The sequence below is a fragment of the Uniformispora flossi genome (assembly GCF_049534875.1).
Lineage (GTDB): Bacteria > Actinomycetota > Actinomycetes > Streptomycetales > Streptomycetaceae > Yinghuangia > Yinghuangia aomiensis.
Genome location: NZ_JBMULZ010000003.1, coordinates 118,978 through 134,311, shown reverse-complemented (window position 1 = coordinate 134,311; position 15,334 = coordinate 118,978). Strand labels below are relative to the sequence as shown.

Annotated in this window: 13 protein-coding genes; 7 read left to right on the top strand and 6 right to left on the bottom strand. The window is 73.9% G+C overall.

The window, feature by feature from the left end:
* Positions 1-62: 62 nt before the first annotated feature.
* Entirely contained in the window at positions 63-815 is a 753-nt protein-coding gene (locus tag ACPA54_RS07740) for a DUF3109 family protein (protein ID WP_423527939.1), read from the top strand.
* Between the two features lie 45 nt (positions 816-860).
* Here the strand turns inward: ACPA54_RS07740 and ACPA54_RS07735 are convergent, their stop codons facing one another.
* Entirely contained in the window at positions 861-2,597 is a 1,737-nt protein-coding gene (locus tag ACPA54_RS07735; RefSeq protein ID WP_423527938.1) for a BACON domain-containing protein, read from the bottom strand.
* A 149-nt stretch (positions 2,598-2,746) separates the two neighbouring features.
* Positions 2,747-4,345 carry a hypothetical protein gene (locus ACPA54_RS07730; RefSeq protein ID WP_423527937.1) on the bottom strand — a complete coding sequence of 533 codons (1,599 nt, stop codon included), beginning with the start codon at positions 4,343-4,345 and terminating at the stop codon, positions 2,747-2,749.
* Positions 4,346-4,546: 201 nt separating this feature from the next.
* Here ACPA54_RS07730 and radA point away from each other — a divergent pair, with 201 nt between their 5' ends.
* Both radA and disA read left to right on the top strand, forming a co-directional pair.
* A complete protein-coding gene (gene radA / locus ACPA54_RS07725) occupies positions 4,547-5,932 on the top strand; it encodes a DNA repair protein RadA (protein ID WP_423527936.1) in 1,386 nt (461 codons plus the stop codon).
* Between the two features lie 86 nt (positions 5,933-6,018).
* Entirely contained in the window at positions 6,019-7,125 is a 1,107-nt protein-coding gene (disA, locus tag ACPA54_RS07720; protein ID WP_345678579.1) for a DNA integrity scanning diadenylate cyclase DisA, read from the top strand.
* An 81-nt stretch (positions 7,126-7,206) separates the two neighbouring features.
* Here the strand turns inward: disA and ACPA54_RS07715 are convergent, their stop codons facing one another.
* The gene (locus tag ACPA54_RS07715; RefSeq protein WP_423527935.1) at positions 7,207-8,064 is read right to left on the bottom strand and encodes a DUF4232 domain-containing protein; all 858 of its coding nucleotides are present in this window, start codon (positions 8,062-8,064) and stop codon (positions 7,207-7,209) included.
* 227 nt (positions 8,065-8,291) lie between these two features.
* Here ACPA54_RS07715 and ACPA54_RS07710 point away from each other — a divergent pair, with 227 nt between their 5' ends.
* From ACPA54_RS07710 to ACPA54_RS07700, 3 genes are all read left to right on the top strand, one after another.
* A complete protein-coding gene (locus ACPA54_RS07710; protein ID WP_423527934.1) occupies positions 8,292-9,182 on the top strand; it encodes an HhH-GPD family protein in 891 nt (296 codons plus the stop codon).
* Between the two features lie 90 nt (positions 9,183-9,272).
* A complete protein-coding gene (locus ACPA54_RS07705) occupies positions 9,273-10,130 on the top strand; it encodes a sterol desaturase family protein (protein WP_423527933.1) in 858 nt (285 codons plus the stop codon).
* On the top strand, positions 10,127-10,822 hold the full coding sequence (locus ACPA54_RS07700) for a lysoplasmalogenase (RefSeq protein WP_423527932.1): 696 nt from the start codon (positions 10,127-10,129) through the stop codon (positions 10,820-10,822). Before ACPA54_RS07705 ends, ACPA54_RS07700 begins: the two co-directional genes overlap by 4 nt.
* Positions 10,823-10,838: 16 nt before the next feature.
* Here ACPA54_RS07700 and ACPA54_RS07695 read toward each other — a convergent pair whose 3' ends face one another.
* The 3 genes from ACPA54_RS07695 to ACPA54_RS07685 form a co-directional block, all read right to left on the bottom strand.
* Positions 10,839-11,219 (bottom strand): tetratricopeptide repeat protein, encoded by a 381-nt coding sequence (locus tag ACPA54_RS07695; RefSeq protein WP_423527931.1) that lies wholly within the window; start codon positions 11,217-11,219, stop codon positions 10,839-10,841.
* Between the two features lie 95 nt (positions 11,220-11,314).
* Entirely contained in the window at positions 11,315-12,097 is a 783-nt protein-coding gene (locus ACPA54_RS07690; RefSeq protein ID WP_423527930.1) for an SDR family NAD(P)-dependent oxidoreductase, read from the bottom strand.
* A gap of 41 nt (positions 12,098-12,138) precedes the next feature.
* A complete protein-coding gene (locus tag ACPA54_RS07685) occupies positions 12,139-12,978 on the bottom strand; it encodes a TetR/AcrR family transcriptional regulator (RefSeq protein ID WP_423527929.1) in 840 nt (279 codons plus the stop codon).
* A gap of 103 nt (positions 12,979-13,081) precedes the next feature.
* On the opposite strand from ACPA54_RS07685, the gene ACPA54_RS07680 reads away from it, so the two are divergent.
* Positions 13,082-15,286 (top strand): MMPL family transporter, encoded by a 2,205-nt coding sequence (locus ACPA54_RS07680; protein WP_423527928.1) that lies wholly within the window; start codon positions 13,082-13,084, stop codon positions 15,284-15,286.
* Positions 15,287-15,334: the final 48 nt, after the last annotated feature.

Genomic DNA, 15,334 nt, shown 5'->3' with positions numbered 1-15,334 from the left:
CGGCGGGCCGTGTCCCGGCGTGCTGCGCGCTGTCCCACACGGCCCGCGTTTACCCTTGTCGCGTGCCCGAAGTAAGCCTCGATTTCCCCCGTGCCTGGTTCGAGTTCCCCGACCCCGTCCCCGCGGACGATCCGGAGGAGCCGGAGCAGGTCTACCGCTGCGACCTGACGTGGCTGACGTCGCGCTGGACGTGCGTCTTCGGCAGCGGCTGCAAAGGCATCGCGTCGCGCCCGCAGGAAGGCTGCTGCTCGCTCGGCGCGCACTGGTCGGACGACGACGACGAGAAGCGCGTCATGGAATGGGTCGGGCGGCTCACGCCGGAGACCTGGCAGTTCCACGACCTGGGCCACACCGAGGGTGTGACCGAGCCGGACGAGGACGACGAGCCGCGCACCCGCCGGGTCGACAACGCGTGCCTGTTCCTCAACCGGCCGGGCTTCGCCGGCGGCGAGGGCTGCGCGCTGCACGCGCAGGCGCTCCGCGAGGGGCGGCATCCGCTGGAAGCCAAGCCGGACGTGTGCTGGCAGCTGCCGATCCGACGGACCTACGACTGGGTCGACCGGCCGGACGACACCCGCGTCCTGGTCGTCGGCATCGGCGAGTACGACCGGCGCGGCTGGGGCCCGGGCGGGCACGACCTGCACTGGTGGTGCACGAGCGCGAAGGAAGCGCACGTCGCGGCGGACCCGGTGTACGTGTCGTACGAGCCGGAGCTGCGCGAGCTGATGGGCGACGAGGCGTACGCCGTCCTCGCCGACGCGTGCCGCGCCCACGAGGCCGCGAAGTGGGCGCCGCACCCGGCGGACCCGGAGTAGTCGGACACCCGGCGGGGCATCGTCACGGCGCCCCGCCGGCCCGCTCTACGGCTTCCCCGTCGTCGCGGGCCCCGTGGCCGGTGCCGACGTGGTCGGCGTGGTCGACGAGGACGGCGCCGACGGGCTCGCGCTCGGCTCTCCGCCTGTCGCCCCTTCGATGGTGACCTGCGAACTGCCCGGCTGGATCCGGACGTTCGCCGTCCAGTGCCCGCTCGGCGCCTTCGCGCCGTCGACGGTGACCGTCACGGTGTCCGTCGCCCCCGGCGCTAGCGTGCCCGACGTGCGGCTCAGGCGCAGCCATCCCGCGGTTGTGTCCGCCGTCCAATCGACCGGCACCGTCCCGGTGTTGCGCAGGGTGATCACCGTGCGGTTGCGGTCGTGCGCCACGTCGACCGCGGGCGGCACCGGCGCCGCCGCCGGTTCGTAGGGCGTGCCCGCCGGGCCCGCGGGCACCACGGGCAGTGGCGCGGCCGGGTCGATCCCCAACGGGACCGGTGCGGCCTGCGGGCCCGCGCTGCGGACGCCGGACGACGCGGTCGCGGAGGCCGCCGAGCCGGCCGGGCGGGGCGCAGCGGCCGACCCGGTAGGCGGCAGCTTGCGGCCCGCCGACGCCTCGCGATCGCCCGGGAAGCCCTCGACGGTGGTGACGCGGGCGGCGCTGATACGCGCGTCGTGGGCCACGTCCCGGACGTCGTGCCGGTGCGCGGCCTGCCACAGCACGGTCGCCGGGATCGCCGCCACGATCGCGACCACCACCACGGCCACCAGCGCCATGCGGCGCCGCCCGGACCGCGCGCGGCTCGCGCCCACCCGGAAGACCGGGAAGCCGTCCGCATCGAACTCGGTGGCACGCCGGGAGAGTTCGGCCGGGCGCTGGGCGGACCGCCCGCGGCCGAGGTCGCCGAGCACGTCGGCGCGCAGGCCGGGGGGCGGAGCGATCGACGGGAGTACCGACGTGGCCGCGGCCGCCCCGGCAGTCGGCGCCAGCCGGGCCGCGGCAAGCCGCACGTGCGGACCGCACCGGCGGCATTCGTCGACGTGGTCGACGAGCTGGTCGCGTACTCCGGGTTCGGTGTAGGCGGCGGCGAGGCCGGGTCCTTCGGGACAGCTCACCGCGCCTCGGGCGCCTTCGAGCGCGGCGCGCGTGCGGTCGACCTCGCGCCCGGCGCCGAGCAGGACGCCGCGGGCGGTGTCCTCTTCCCAGCCGAGGACGGCGGCGAGTCCGCCCGGTTCGAGCCCGTGGCGGATGGCGAGTTCCAGCGCCTCGCGTTCGGCGGGTGCCAGGCCGATCGCCTCCGGCCAGGCCAGCGCGGCGAGTTCGGCACGCTGCTCGGCGGAGCGCGGGGCAGGGCCGCCCCCGTTGGTCCCGCCGGATCCGGCGGCGGCGGATCGGCCTCGGCCGCCGACCGCGGCGTCCGCGGCCACCCCGGCGAGCGGGGGCCGGCCGTCGAGGCGGACCAGGCATTCGTAGCGGGCGAGCGCGTACAGCCACGGCTTGAGCATGCCGAGGTCGGGCAGTCGGCCGATGTGCCGGTCGGCGAGGACGAAGGTGCCGCGCAGGGCGGACGCGGCGGCGGTGTGATCGCGGAGCGTCCCGAGGCAATACGTATAGATGCCTTCGGCGTACGCGTCGTACGCCGCGCGCCCCCATGACTGCGCGCGCCCCTGCGCTTTGCCGGGCGCGCCCTCACGCGCGCCGGACCTCGTCGCAGCCGCCTTCTCGGGCGGGGTGGTCGAGCCCGCCTGCGTCCCTGCCGATCGCGTCGTCACCGAATCCGTCACATGGGCGAACGTAGGGGGCGCACACCCCGGAACTCAGGTGAATTGGCCTTTCATACTTCTTTCGGGATCCACAATCACACGGTGGAGTGAACCGTGATCAGTCGTGACCAGGGTTGACCAAACGGGCGTTCGGAGGCGTTCACCGACGCTCACCTCGGAGCGGACGAGCGCCCCGGACCGACGATCGTGATCGTTGCGCCACCTGGCGCCACCTGCACGGTCGCGGTCACCGCCGAGCCCGCGGGGGCCCGCGCCGGGTCCCACGTGACGGTGATCGACACGCTCGACCCGGCCTGCAGAGTCCCCGAGGTGCGCGAGAACGAAACCCACGGCACCTGCGACACGCCGAGGGACCACGTCACCGGAGCGTCGGCGGCCGAAAGGCGCAGCGTGCCCGCCGGTCGGGCGGCACTCAGTGTGAGCGTGGGAGTGAGCACCTGTAGGCCGTTCGCATCACCCCGCCCGGGGGCGTCCCCCCGCGCCCCGGCCTGCCCCTTGGGGCCGTTGCCGTTCCCCATGCCGTAGCCGTTCCCGTTGCCCTTGCCCGGCTTGTCGGTCGCGGTCGGGGCCGGCGACGTGCGCGGCGCACTCGGCGCCGTGGCGGGCGCGGCGGTCGGCACCGGCGAGACCGGCTCCAGCACCGCGGCGCCCGGACCGGCCGCACCGGCGACGCCCTGCCCCGGGTCGGCGCCTGCGGGCGCCCCGGAGGGCGAGGTGAGCGCGACCGGCAGGTTCCCGGCCTGCGGCGCCGTGTCGTGGCCGCCCTGGGACGCGGCAAGCGTGAAGGTCAGCACGACCCCGGCGGCCGCGGCCGCCGCGGCGGTGGCCAACGGCGGACGGAGTCGGCGGCGGGTGCGCGGGAAACCGTCGCGCCCGGCGCGCACCGCGCGTTCCACGATCAGGGTGTGCCCGTGCGCGCCCGGCGCGCCGGTGGTGAGCGACCGGAGCAGATCGGCGCGCACCCCGAGCGGCGCCGGACGGGCCGGGCCGGTCGCCAGCAGCGCGTCCACCAGTCCGCCCGGCCGCACCGCCGCGTCCGGGTCGCCGGTCAGCCCGCTCGGCCGGAACGGCCCGCACAGCGGGCAGGAGTCCACATGCAGCCGGGCCGGCACCCGCAGCCCGGACTCGATCGGCGCGGGCAGCGCGGCGCCGGAGACCACACCGTCCGGCAGCAGCACCGCGAGTTCGGCGCACTCCTGGTCGGCGTGCACGCAAACCGCGTGCACCGTCAGGCAGTCCGCGAACTGCGCCCGGCCGCGTGCCACGACCCGCGCGGCCTGCCGCTCGGGCAGGTCCAGGACGCGGCCCAGCTGCGCGTCGTCCAGACCGTGCCGGACGGCCAGTTCGAGTGCTTCGCGTTCCGCCGCGTCGACGCCCGCGAGCGCCACCGGCAGCAGCGGCAGCAGCCGGATGCGGTCGCGCACCGCGACCGTCGGCGCGACGCCGGGCCGCCACACGTCCGCAGCGTCCCCCGGTGCGCCCCGGGCCGCCGCGCTGTGCCGCAGGCATTCGCTGCGGGCCACCGCGTACAGCAGTGCGCGCAGCGACGCGTCGTCGAGCCCGCGGGCCCGGGAGCGCACCACGAGCACGGTGTCGTGCAGCGCTTCCGCGGCTATGCGCTCGTCCCCCACGAGCGTGCGGCAGTACGCGAACAGCGCGTCCGCGTACGTGTCGTACGTCTCCGCGACGCCTTCCGGCGTCCCCGCCTCGCAGCCGCGCGCAAGTGCCGCGGCGAGTCCGGACCCCACGACCGGACCACCCCCACCATGCATGAGGCCTCACCGTACGCACGGCACGCCGGGCCCACCATGGTTTTGCTCGAGGACCACCCGATTCCGGTCGGGCCGTCACGGTCCCGTGACCATCCCGATGTCCGCGCTTCACCCGCCGGCCGCGCACCGGGCGGGTCGCGGCGCGCGGTGTCGGTGCGGGCGGCTACCGTGCCGCACATGGCCAAATCCGCCGGGACGACCGGTAAGTCAGCACGTCCGTCGTACCGGTGCGGCGAGTGCGGATGGACCACGCCCAAGTGGCTCGGCCGCTGCCCGGAGTGCCAGGCCTGGGGCACCGTCGAGGAGTACGGCGCGGGCGCGAAGGCCCGCGTGGTCGCGGCCGGCCCGGTCACCGCGCCCGCCCTGCCGATCGCGCGCATCAACGTCGACGCCGCGCGCTTCCACACCACCGGCGTCGACGAACTCGACCGGGTCCTCGGCGGCGGTGTGGTGCCCGGCGCGGTGATCCTGCTGGCCGGCGAGCCGGGCGTCGGCAAATCGACGCTGCTGCTCGAGGTCGCCAGCGCGTTCGCCACCCCGCAGGCGCCGACGCTGTACGTGACCGGCGAGGAGTCCGCTTCGCAGGTGCGGCTCCGGGCCGGCCGGATCGGCGCGCTCAACGACCACCTGTACCTGGCCGCCGAAACCGACCTGTCGGCGCTGCTGGGCCACGTCGACGCGGTCAAGCCCGCGCTGCTCGTGGTCGACTCGGTGCAGACCATCGCGTCGCCCGAGCTGGAAGGCGCACCGGGCGGGGTGGCCCAGGTCCGCGAGGTCGCGGGCGGGCTGATCCGGATCGCGAAGGAACGCGGCATCGCGACGATCATCGTCGGCCACGTCACCAAGGACGGCTCGATCGCCGGGCCCCGCCTGCTCGAACACCTCGTCGACGTCGTCCTGCACTTCGAAGGCGACCGGCACGCCCGGCTGCGCCTGGTGCGCGCGGTCAAGAACCGCTACGGCACGGCCGACGAGGTCGGCTGCTTCGAACTCCGCGACGAGGGCATCAAGGGCCTGCCCGACCCGAGCGGACTGTTCCTCACACAGCGTCAGGAACCGGTCGCGGGAACCTGCGTGACGGTGACGCTGGAAGGCAAGCGCCCGCTGGTCGCCGAAGTGCAGGCGCTGGTCGCGCCGTCGCAGATCCCGACGCCGCGCCGTGCCACCTCGGGCCTGGACTCGGCGCGCATGTCGATGGTCCTGGCCGTGCTGGAACGCCGCGGCGGCGTGCGGCTCGAGAAGACCGAGATCTACACCGCGACGGTCGGCGGGGTGCGGCTCACCGAACCGGCCGCCGACCTGGCCGCCGCGCTCGCCCTGGCAGGGGCCGCCGCCGACCATCCGCTGCCCGCCAAACTCGTCGCGATCGGCGAGGTCGGCCTGGCCGGCGAGGTGCGCCGGGTCACCGGTGTGCAGCGCCGCCTGGCCGAGGCGCACCGGCTCGGATTCACGCACGCGCTGGTCCCGCCGGACCCCGGCAAGGTGCCCGCGGGCATGCGGGTCACGGAAGTGGCGGACATCTCCGAGGCGCTGCGCGCATTCTCCCTTGTGTCGCGCAGGTAGACTTTTCCACCGATCTTTCTCAGCGGTAGCGGGGCCGGGCAGCATCGCCGCCGCAGCCGGGGACGGCGACGACCACGGGGAGTTCTGTGGCAACGAATGACCGGACCGACAAGGGCGCGGCCGAGCAGGCCCTGGTACGGGCATCGATGATGGCCGTCGCGCCGGGCACGGCCCTGCGCGACGGGCTGGAGCGCATCCTGCGCGGGAACACCGGCGGCCTCATCGTCCTCGGGTTCGACAAGACCGTCGAGTCGCTGAGCACGGGCGGTTTCGTGCTCGACGTCGAGTTCTCCGCGACCCGGCTACGCGAGCTGTGCAAGCTCGACGGCGGCCTGGTCGTCGACAAGGACTGCACCAAGATCGTGCGGGCCGGCGTGCAGTTCGTGCCCGACCCGTCGATCCCGACCGAGGAGACCGGCACCCGGCACCGCACCGCCGAGCGCGTCAACAAGCAGACCGGCTACCCGGTGGTCTCGGTGAGCCAGTCGATGCGGCTGATCGCGCTGTACGTGAACGGCCGCCGCTACGTACTGGAAGACTCCGCCGCCATCCTCTCCCGCGCCAACCAGGCGCTGGCCACGCTGGAGCGGTACAAGCTGCGCCTCGACGAGGTCGCGGGCACGCTGTCCGCGCTGGAGATCGAGGACCTGGTGACGGTCCGCGACGTGTGCGCGGTGTCGCAGCGCCTGGAGATGGTGCGGCTGATCGCCCGCGAGATCGACGGATACGTCACCGAGTTGGGCACCGACGGCCGTCTGCTGGCACTCCAGCTCGAAGAGTTGATCGCCGGTGTCGAGCCGGACCGGTCGCTGGTGGCCCGCGACTACATCCCGGAGCGTGCGCTCAAGCGCGGGCGCACCGAGGCGGACGTGCTGGCCGAGCTGGACGGCCTGACGCACACCGATCTGCTGGACCTCCCGACGGTCGCCCGCGCGCTGGGCTTCACGGCCGGCGCCGAGGTGCTGGACTCCGCGGTCAGCCCGCGCGGCTACCGGCTGCTCGCCAAGGTGCCGCGGCTGCCACCGGTGGTCATCGAGCGGCTCGTGGAGCACTTCGGCGGCCTGCAGAAGCTGCTCGCGGCGAGCGTCGACGACCTCCAGGCGGTCGACGGCGTCGGCGAGGCGCGGGCCCGCAGCGTCCGCGAGGGCCTGTCGCGGCTGGCGGAGTCGTCGATCCTGGAACGCTACGTCTGACCCGGACGCGCACCCACGCGAAAGGCCCTGCCGGAATCCGGCAGGGCCTTTCGCGTGGTCGGGGGTGCGGGGTCGGGCCGCCTACCCGGCGACCGTCCACACGTATGCCTTGCTCGCCCACCGCATCGTCGACACCGTGGCCGTGGCCTGGAACGACGACCCGGCCGGCGGCGGGTTCAGCGCGGGCGCCTGCCCGGTGCACTGGTTCGGGTTGCTGCGCGTCCAGGTGAAGGTGAAGCGTCGCTCGGCGCTCTTGCCGGGCTGGAGCTGCACGACCTCGGGCGCGGGCGTCCCGGCGCAGTCGGCGGGCGACCAGATGTGGTCGTTGCCGGACTTCACCTCGACGGTGGCGGCCTTCGGCGACAGGTTCACCGCGCAGGTCTCGCCGCTGACGTTGGTGACCACGAGCGTGAGCGCGACCTGCTCGCCCACCCGGTACTTCGCGTCCGCCGGACGGTCGCCGCGCAGCGTCAGCGTCGCGTTGCCGCCCTCCTGGTACAGGCACGGCTTGGCGCCGCCGAGCGCCGGGTCCTGCGGCGCGTTGCCGGCACCCGCGGGGGCGCCCGGGTTGCCCGGCTGTCCGTTGGTGCCCGCGGAGTTGCCCGCCGTGGCGCCCGGTGCCGCGCCCGTGCCGCCGGGGTTGGCCGGGCCGGTTCCGGTGCCGGGCGCGCCCGGACCGCCGGACGGCTGACCGGACTTGCCCGGGTCGGCGGTGTTGCCGGGGCCGATGGGTGCGGGCGAGCCGTTGGGCGCGGCGGGCGCGCTCGGAGTGGAACTCTCCGACGCGGCCTTGGCTTTGTCGTCGCCGCCACCGCCCCCGGCGGTGCAGGCCCACGCGACAAGAGCGATCAGGACGGCGAGTCCGATCAGCACGATGGCCCGTCGACGCCAGTACACGGACGGGGGAAGGTGGCCGACAGGGCGGGTCACAGAGTCCACTGGGCAACTCTAGGGCGTCCGTTAGCCCGTCCGGCGCAAGCCGCGCCGCATCCGACGTGCAGTTTCTCGTGGTGAGACGACCTTCACAGGGCGCTTTCCGGCAAACCCGCGCAAGATGATCAACCGCCGGGCGCATCACTCGATCCGGTGACGCATCGCGCCTGCGGGACGCGTACGCGGCGGGCGCCGTTCCGGGTCGGGAACACGCATGGCAGGATCGAAGGGTCATGCCGCACGCACTCAACGAACCCATCCTCGACTGGTACGCGGACAACGCCCGCGACCTGCCGTGGCGCCGCCCCGACGCCTCCGCGTGGGCGGTCATGGTCAGCGAATTCATGCTCCAGCAGACGCCGGTGACCCGGGTGCTGCCGATGTACGAGGCGTGGCTTGCCCGTTGGCCCACGCCGACGGACCTCGCGGACGCCGAGCCGGGCGACGCGGTCCGCGCGTGGGGCCGGCTCGGCTACCCGCGCCGCGCGCTGCGCCTGCACGGCGCGGCGACCGCGATCCGCGACCAGCACAATGGCGAAGTTCCGGACGACCACGACAAGTTGCTCGCGCTCCCCGGGGTCGGCGAGTACACCGCGGCGGCCGTCGCGTCGTTCGCGTTCCGGCAGCGGCACGCGGTGCTCGACACGAACGTGCGCCGGGTGTTCGCGCGCACCGTCGACGGCACCGAGTACCCGCCGCAGGCCACCACCGCCGCGGAGCGCCGCACCGCGGGCGACGCCATGCCGCTCGACGACGAGACCGCGGCCGAGTGGGCGGTCGCGATCATGGAGCTGGGCGCGCTGGTGTGCACGGCGCGTACGCCCCGGTGCGCGGACTGCCCGGTCGCGGCACTGTGCGCCTGGCGGCTCGCCGGGAAGCCGCCGTACGAGGGCCCGCCGCGGCGCGGCCAGACGTACGCGGGCACCGACCGCCAGTGCCGCGGCAAGCTCCTCGCGGTGCTGCGCGACGCCGAGGGCCCGGTGCCGAAGACCGCGCTCGACGCGGTGTGGGAGGACGCCCTGCAGCGCGCCCGCGCACTCGACGGCCTGGTCGCCGACGGCCTCGTCGAACCGGTCGCGGACGGCGTCTACCGGCTGCCCACCGGCGCCCCCGTGAACGCCTGACCTGCCCTTCCGCGGGAGCCCGCGGCCGCCCGGAACCCGGCGGCCGCGGGCTCTTCCGCTTCTTGGCTACCGGCGAGTAATCTCCGCGTCATGGACCTCACGACGTATGCGATCCCGGCCTTCGTGCTGCTGCTCGCCGTCGAGATCCTCGCGTACCGGTTCGCCCCGGACGACGAGCAGCGCGGCTACACGGCCAAGGACACCGCGACCAGTCTGTCGATGGGCCTGGGCAGCATCGCGGCGAATCTCGGCTGGGGTCTGCTCGCCGCCCTGGCGTGGGTGGGCGGGTACCACCTGACGCCGCTCGACGTCCCGGGCACGTGGTGGGGCTGGGCACTGGCCGTCCTGGCAGTGGACTTCTTCTACTACTGGGAACACCGGGCGATGCACGAGATCCGCCTGCTGTGGGCGAGCCACGTCGTGCACCACTCCAGCCGCCACTACAACCTGTCCACCGCGCTGCGGCAGAGCTGGACGGGAGCGCACCACCTGGTGTTCATGCTGCCGGTCGCGCTGCTCGGCTTCTCCCCGGCGATGGTGTTCACCGCGTACTCGGTCAACCTGCTCTACCAGTTCTGGATCCACACCGAACGCATCCACACGCTGGGGAAACCAATCGAGTACGTGTTCAACACGCCGTCCCACCACCGCGTGCACCACGGCTCGAACCGGCAGTACCTCGACCGCAACTACGGCGGCATCCTCATCGTGTGGGACCGGCTGTTCCGCTCCTTCGAGCCCGAGGGCGAGCGGGTGGACTACGGGCTGACGAAGAACATCGCCACGTACAACCCGCTGCGCGTCGCCTTCCACGAATACCGGGCCATCGGCCACGACGTCCGGCACGCGACCGGGTGGCGCGAGCGGTTCGGGCGGGTGTTCCGGGGGCCGGGGTGGAGCCCGGCGCCTGCCGCACCTGCCGCGCCCGCCCCGGCGGTGGCCGCGTGAACGCGCGTGCCTGGCTGGTGCTGTTTCTCGTCTTCGCGGTCGCCGACTCGGTCCTCGCCGCCGTCGACCTGCACACCGCCGTCGGCGCGGTGCGGTGGGCCACCAAGCCGCTGCTGATGCCGCTGCTCGCGGCCTACGTGGTCGCCGCCGCGGGCGGGTTCCGCGGCCTCGCGCTGCCGCTCACCGCGCTGGCCGGCGGCTTCGTCGGCGACGTGGGGCTGCTGCCGGACCGCGACGGGCTCTTCATGGTCGGCATGGCCGGCTTCGCCGTCGGCCACGTCGCGTACATCCGGGCCTTCGCCCTCCGCGGCGCCGGAGCGCGCATCGCCGCGGACCGCCGGATCCCGCTCGGCTACGCGGCGGCGTGGGCGGTCATGATCGCCGTCCTGTGGCGCGGCCTCGACGACCTGCTCGTCCCCGTCATCGGCTACAGCCTGCTGCTCACCGCGATGGCCGCGTTCGCCGCGGGCATGGACCGGCGGACGGCGATCGGCGGCGCGCTGTTCCTGCTGTCCGACACGGTCATCGCGTGCGGCATCGCCGACCTCGACCTCGTGCCCGGCCAGGACGCCGTCGTCATGCCGACCTACCTGGCCGCGCAGTTCCTGCTGATGACCACGTGGACCCGGGCGCCCGTCCTCGTCCGGGAACCCGAAGCGGCGGCGGACCCCGGGTCCGCCGCCGCTTTCTGACCGGCTTACGGCTGCCTCACTGCTCCTGCGGAGCCGCGGTGTACCGCCACGCGGCGGTCACATACTCGGGCTCCGGACACATCGCCGCGGCGAGCCGGAAGTACGGCCCGGCCTCGGCCGCGCGCCCGGACCGCTCCAGCGTCCGCCCGAGCGCGTGCAGCGCCCACGCGTCCCGCGGGTCGAGTTCGACCACCCGCCGCAGCGTCTCCTCGGCCCGCCGCAGCTGCGCCGACCCGAAGTACGCCCGCGCCGCGAGCAGCTGCACCGCGACGTTGTCCTGCTCGCCCTCGAGGTGCGGCTCGATCAGCTTGAGCGCGCCCAGCGGGTCGCGAGCGTCGACGAGTTCCTGGGCCCAGCGGTAGTTCTCCACGGTCATGCCGGTGGCTTGCGTCGTCACGGGGTGGGCTCCTTCCGGGGCGAAACTGCGAGTGACGACCGCAGCAACAGCGCCGGGGCGGGTTCTGTTCCCCAGTCTGTGGACAACGCCTCGGCCTACCGCGCCGTGAATCCCCCATCCACCACGTGCGTGCTCCCCGTAATGAACGACGCCCGCTCCGACAGCAGGAAAGCCACCAGCTCCGCCACCTCGTCCGGCCGGGCCAGCCGGTCCAGTGGGTGCTGCGCCCGCAGCACCGCCAGGGCGTCGGGGGTCAGCCCGTCCAGCATCGGGGTCACCACTCCCCCAGGCGCCACCGCGTTCACCCGCAGGTTCCGGTCCGCGTACTCCAGGGCCGCGCACTGGGTCAGCCCGATCACGGCATGCTTCGCGGCCACGTACGCCGCCGCCCGGTCCGCCCCCACGATCCCCTGCACCGCCGTCACGTTGACGATCGCGCCGCCGTCCCCGTGCTCGAGAATCGCCGGGATCTGGGCGCGCATCCCGTGGAAGACGCCGTCGAGGTCCACGTCGAGCACCCGCCGCCAGGCCTCCAGCGGATAGTCGGCCAGTTCCTGGACAGGGCCCGCTATGCCCGCGTTGTTGACCGCCAGGTGCAGCGCCCCGAAGGTCTCCACGGCGCCCGCGACGAGCGCCGCCGCGGACTCGGGGTCCGTCACGTCGACGCGCAGCGCCCGCGCCCGGCCTCCCGCGTCGTTGATCCGGGACGCCGTCCGGGCCGCCCCCACGTCGTCGACGTCCCCCACCACGACCCGGGCGCCGCCCACCGCCAAGCGCATGGCCACCGCGGCGCCGATCCCGGAGCCGGCTCCGGTGACCACCGCGGTCAGATCGGCGAACTCGGTCGCCCCCGCAACACCCGCGATCTCACTGCCCATAGACCCACGATGGGCCGGGGCGGCGCGGGCCGACAGCCGAACTACCCCGAACGGGTAGGCGGCTGTGGCCGGGTCACCGGCAGGTCGTGCGGATCCGGGCCGGACACCGGCTCGTCGAGGATGCCGTGGTAGAGCACATCGAACAGGCGATCGATCGTCTGTTCGCGCGCCTCCTGCGGCAGCTTCGCGAGGTCGGTCTCCAGCAGCAGCGTGGAGAGCCCGTGCACGGCGGCCCACAGGGCGATGTCGGTGAAGGCCCGCCGATCCGGCCGGAGCACGCCCTCGGCGACCAGCACGTCCAGCGCGTCGGCCATGACCATGTACGACGGGTCGCGCTCCTCCGCGGGCGGCGCCACCGGGGCCCGGGTCTCGCCGAGCGCCGTCGAGCCCGCGTGCTTGCTCTCCCGGAAGATCAGCCGGAACAGGCCGGGTTCGGCGAGGGCGAACCGCACGTACCCGAGCCCGGTCGCGCGGATGTGCCGCACCGCCTCGGTCGCGGGGTCGGCCGCGGGGGGCGACGCGGCGAGTTCGGCGCGTACCCAGTCGCTCATGACGGCGACACCGCGGTGCTTCACTTCTTCGACGAGGTCCTGGTGGCTCTCGAAGTGCCGGTAGGCGGCCGTCGACGACACCCCGGTGTCCCGCGCCACCTCGCGCAGCACAATCGCGTCCGGACCGCCCTCGCGGACCCGCTGGAGCCCCGCCTCCACCAGCGCATTCCGCAGGTCGCCGTGGTGGTACGCGCGCCGGCCTGCGCCGCCGGCACGTTTCGGCGCGCTCTCTTTCGCAGCGGCGTCCTTCGGCGCGGCCGCCTTGGGCGCGGGCCCGTGCGCGCCCGCCTCGGCCCCGTCGGCTCCCCCGGTCTCGTCTTTCGTCGCCACCTGTTCTCCTCCTGATCTCCCTCCCCATGTTGACAGCGCCAACATTTACTGCCAAGTTATCAGTGAGAACATTGTTGACGGCATAAACATTGGGGCCACCGCCATGTTGGAACGCATAGGCACGCTCACCGCCACCCGCGCCCGTACCGTCCTCGCCGTCGCCGCCGTCCTGGTGCTCGCCGCCGCGGCCCTCGGCTTCGGAGCATTCGGCGCCCTCAAGTCGGAGGGCTTCGACGACCCCGCATCGGACTCCTACAAGGCCAAGCAGGCCGTGGAGCAGACCTTCGGCGGCTCACCCAACCTGCTCGTGGAAGTGCGCGCCCGCGGCCAGTCCGTCGACACCCCCGCGGTCGCCGACGCCGGCCGCCGACTGACCGCCGCGCTCGCCGCCCAGCCCGGCTACCGGGACGTGATGTCGTACTGGACCACCGGCTCGCCCTCCCTCAAGGCGAAGGACGGCACCCGCGCCCTCGTCGTGGCGAACGCCGAGGACGACGTCGCCGAACTCCCGCAGGCCGCCCGCGACGCGGTCGCCGCCGACCTGGGGCCGAACGGCCCGATCACCGTGGAAATCGGCGGCAACGCCGCGCTCGGCCCGGAAGCGCAGAGCCAGATCGGCAAGAGCCTGGCCGTCGCCGAGATGATCGCCGTCCCGATCACCCTGCTCCTGCTGGTGCTCGCGTTCGGCTCGGTGGTCGCCGCGATGGTTCCGCTGGCCATCGGATTCGTGGCCATCATGGGCACCTTCGCCGAGCTGTTCGTGCTCGGCAAGCTCACCGACGTCTCGATCTACTCGGTCAACCTCACCACCGCGCTCGGCCTCGGCCTGGCGATCGACTACGCGCTGCTGATCGTCGCCCGCCACCGCGAACTCGTGCACAACGGCGCGACCGTGCACGACGCCGTCGTCCAGACGGTGCGCACCGCCGGACGCACCATCGTCTTCTCCGCCGCGACCGTGGCCGCCGCGCTGGCCACGCTGCTGGTCTTCCCGATGTACTTCCTGCGGTCGTTCGCCTACGCCGGCATCGGCGTCGTGGTGGTCGCCGCCGCGGCCGCGCTGTTCGTCGCCCCGGCGCTGATCTCGGTGCTCGGGCCGCGCCTGGACGCCGGGCGGATCAAGGGCATCCGCGGCGTGCAGGGCGACGAGACCGCGTTCTGGTCCCGGCTCGCCGGCGCGGTCACCAAGCGGCCGCTGGTCGCCGCCCTGCCGGTGGTCGCCGTGCTGCTGCTGGCCGCGTCGCCGCTGCTCGGCGTCTCGTTCGGCACGCCGGACGAGCGGGTGCTGCCGAAGTCCGCGGGCATCCACCAGGTCGGCGACTCGATGCGGGAGAACTACACGTCCAACGAGTCGCACGCGGTCGACGTCGTGGTCACCGGCAGCGGCGCCAACGGCAACCTGTCCGGGTACGCCCGCGACCTGTCCGCGCTGCCCGGCGTCGCCCGGGTCGACAGCGCCAACGGCATCTTCGCCGAGGGCAACGAGACTTCCCCGCAGGGCCGACCGGGCACCGCCAAGCCCGACGCCCAGGTGATCTACGTGGTCACGTCCCTCGACGAGAAGTCCGGCGCCGCCCAGGACCTGGTCCGCGACATCCGCGCAGTACACGCCCCGGAAGGCACGCACACCCTGGTCGGCGGCACCGACGCCCGCCTGGTCGACACCAAGCAGGCCATCGCCGACCGCATCCCGCTCGCCCTCGGCCTCATCTGCCTGACCACGTTCGTGGTGCTCTTCCTGTTCACCGGCAGCGTCGTCCAGCCGCTGCGGGCGCTCGTCCTCAACGGGCTCAGCATCGCCGCCGCGATGGGCATCACCGTGTGGGTGTTCCAGCAAGGCCACTTCGCGAGCGCGCTGGGCTTCGTGCCGCTGCCGATGGACACCTCGATGACGGTGCTGCTGTTCTGCATCGCCTTCGGCCTGTCCATGGACTACGAAGTGTTCGTCATCAGCCGCATCAAGGAACTCCACGACGCCGGCGCCACGCCCGAGGACGCCGTGGTGCACGGCCTGGCCCGCACCGGCCGCATCGTCACCACCGCGGCCGCGCTCCTCGCCGTCACCTTCGTCGCGTTCCTGACCAGCACCGTCAGCTTCCTGCAGCTGTTCGGGCTGGGCGCCGCGCTGGCGATCCTCATCGACGCCACGCTGGTCCGGGCGATCCTCGTCCCGGCGACGATGCGCCTGCTCGGCCCGGCCGCCTGGTACGCGCCGAAGACGCTGCGTCGCGCGTACGCAAAGGTCGGCATCAGCGAAAGCCTGCCGCCGGCTCCCGCCGAACCGGTCGCGGAGCCGAGCAGCCGCTGACCGGCATGCGAAGGCCGTGCCCCGGGGGTCCATCGCCCCCGGGGCACG

What these genes read in the sequence shown, in the direction of transcription:
- ACPA54_RS07690 (WP_423527930.1), bottom strand. Translation starts at nt 12,097, where the DNA reads ATGGGCAGTGAGATCGCGGGTGTTGCGGGGGCGACCGAGTTCGCCGAT.
- ACPA54_RS07710 (WP_423527934.1), top strand. Translation starts at nt 8,292, where the DNA reads ATGCCGCACGCACTCAACGAACCCATCCTCGACTGGTACGCGGACAAC.
- radA (WP_423527936.1), top strand. Translation starts at nt 4,547, where the DNA reads ATGGCCAAATCCGCCGGGACGACCGGTAAGTCAGCACGTCCGTCGTAC.
- ACPA54_RS07680 (WP_423527928.1), top strand. Translation starts at nt 13,082, where the DNA reads ATGTTGGAACGCATAGGCACGCTCACCGCCACCCGCGCCCGTACCGTC.
- ACPA54_RS07705 (WP_423527933.1), top strand. Translation starts at nt 9,273, where the DNA reads ATGGACCTCACGACGTATGCGATCCCGGCCTTCGTGCTGCTGCTCGCC.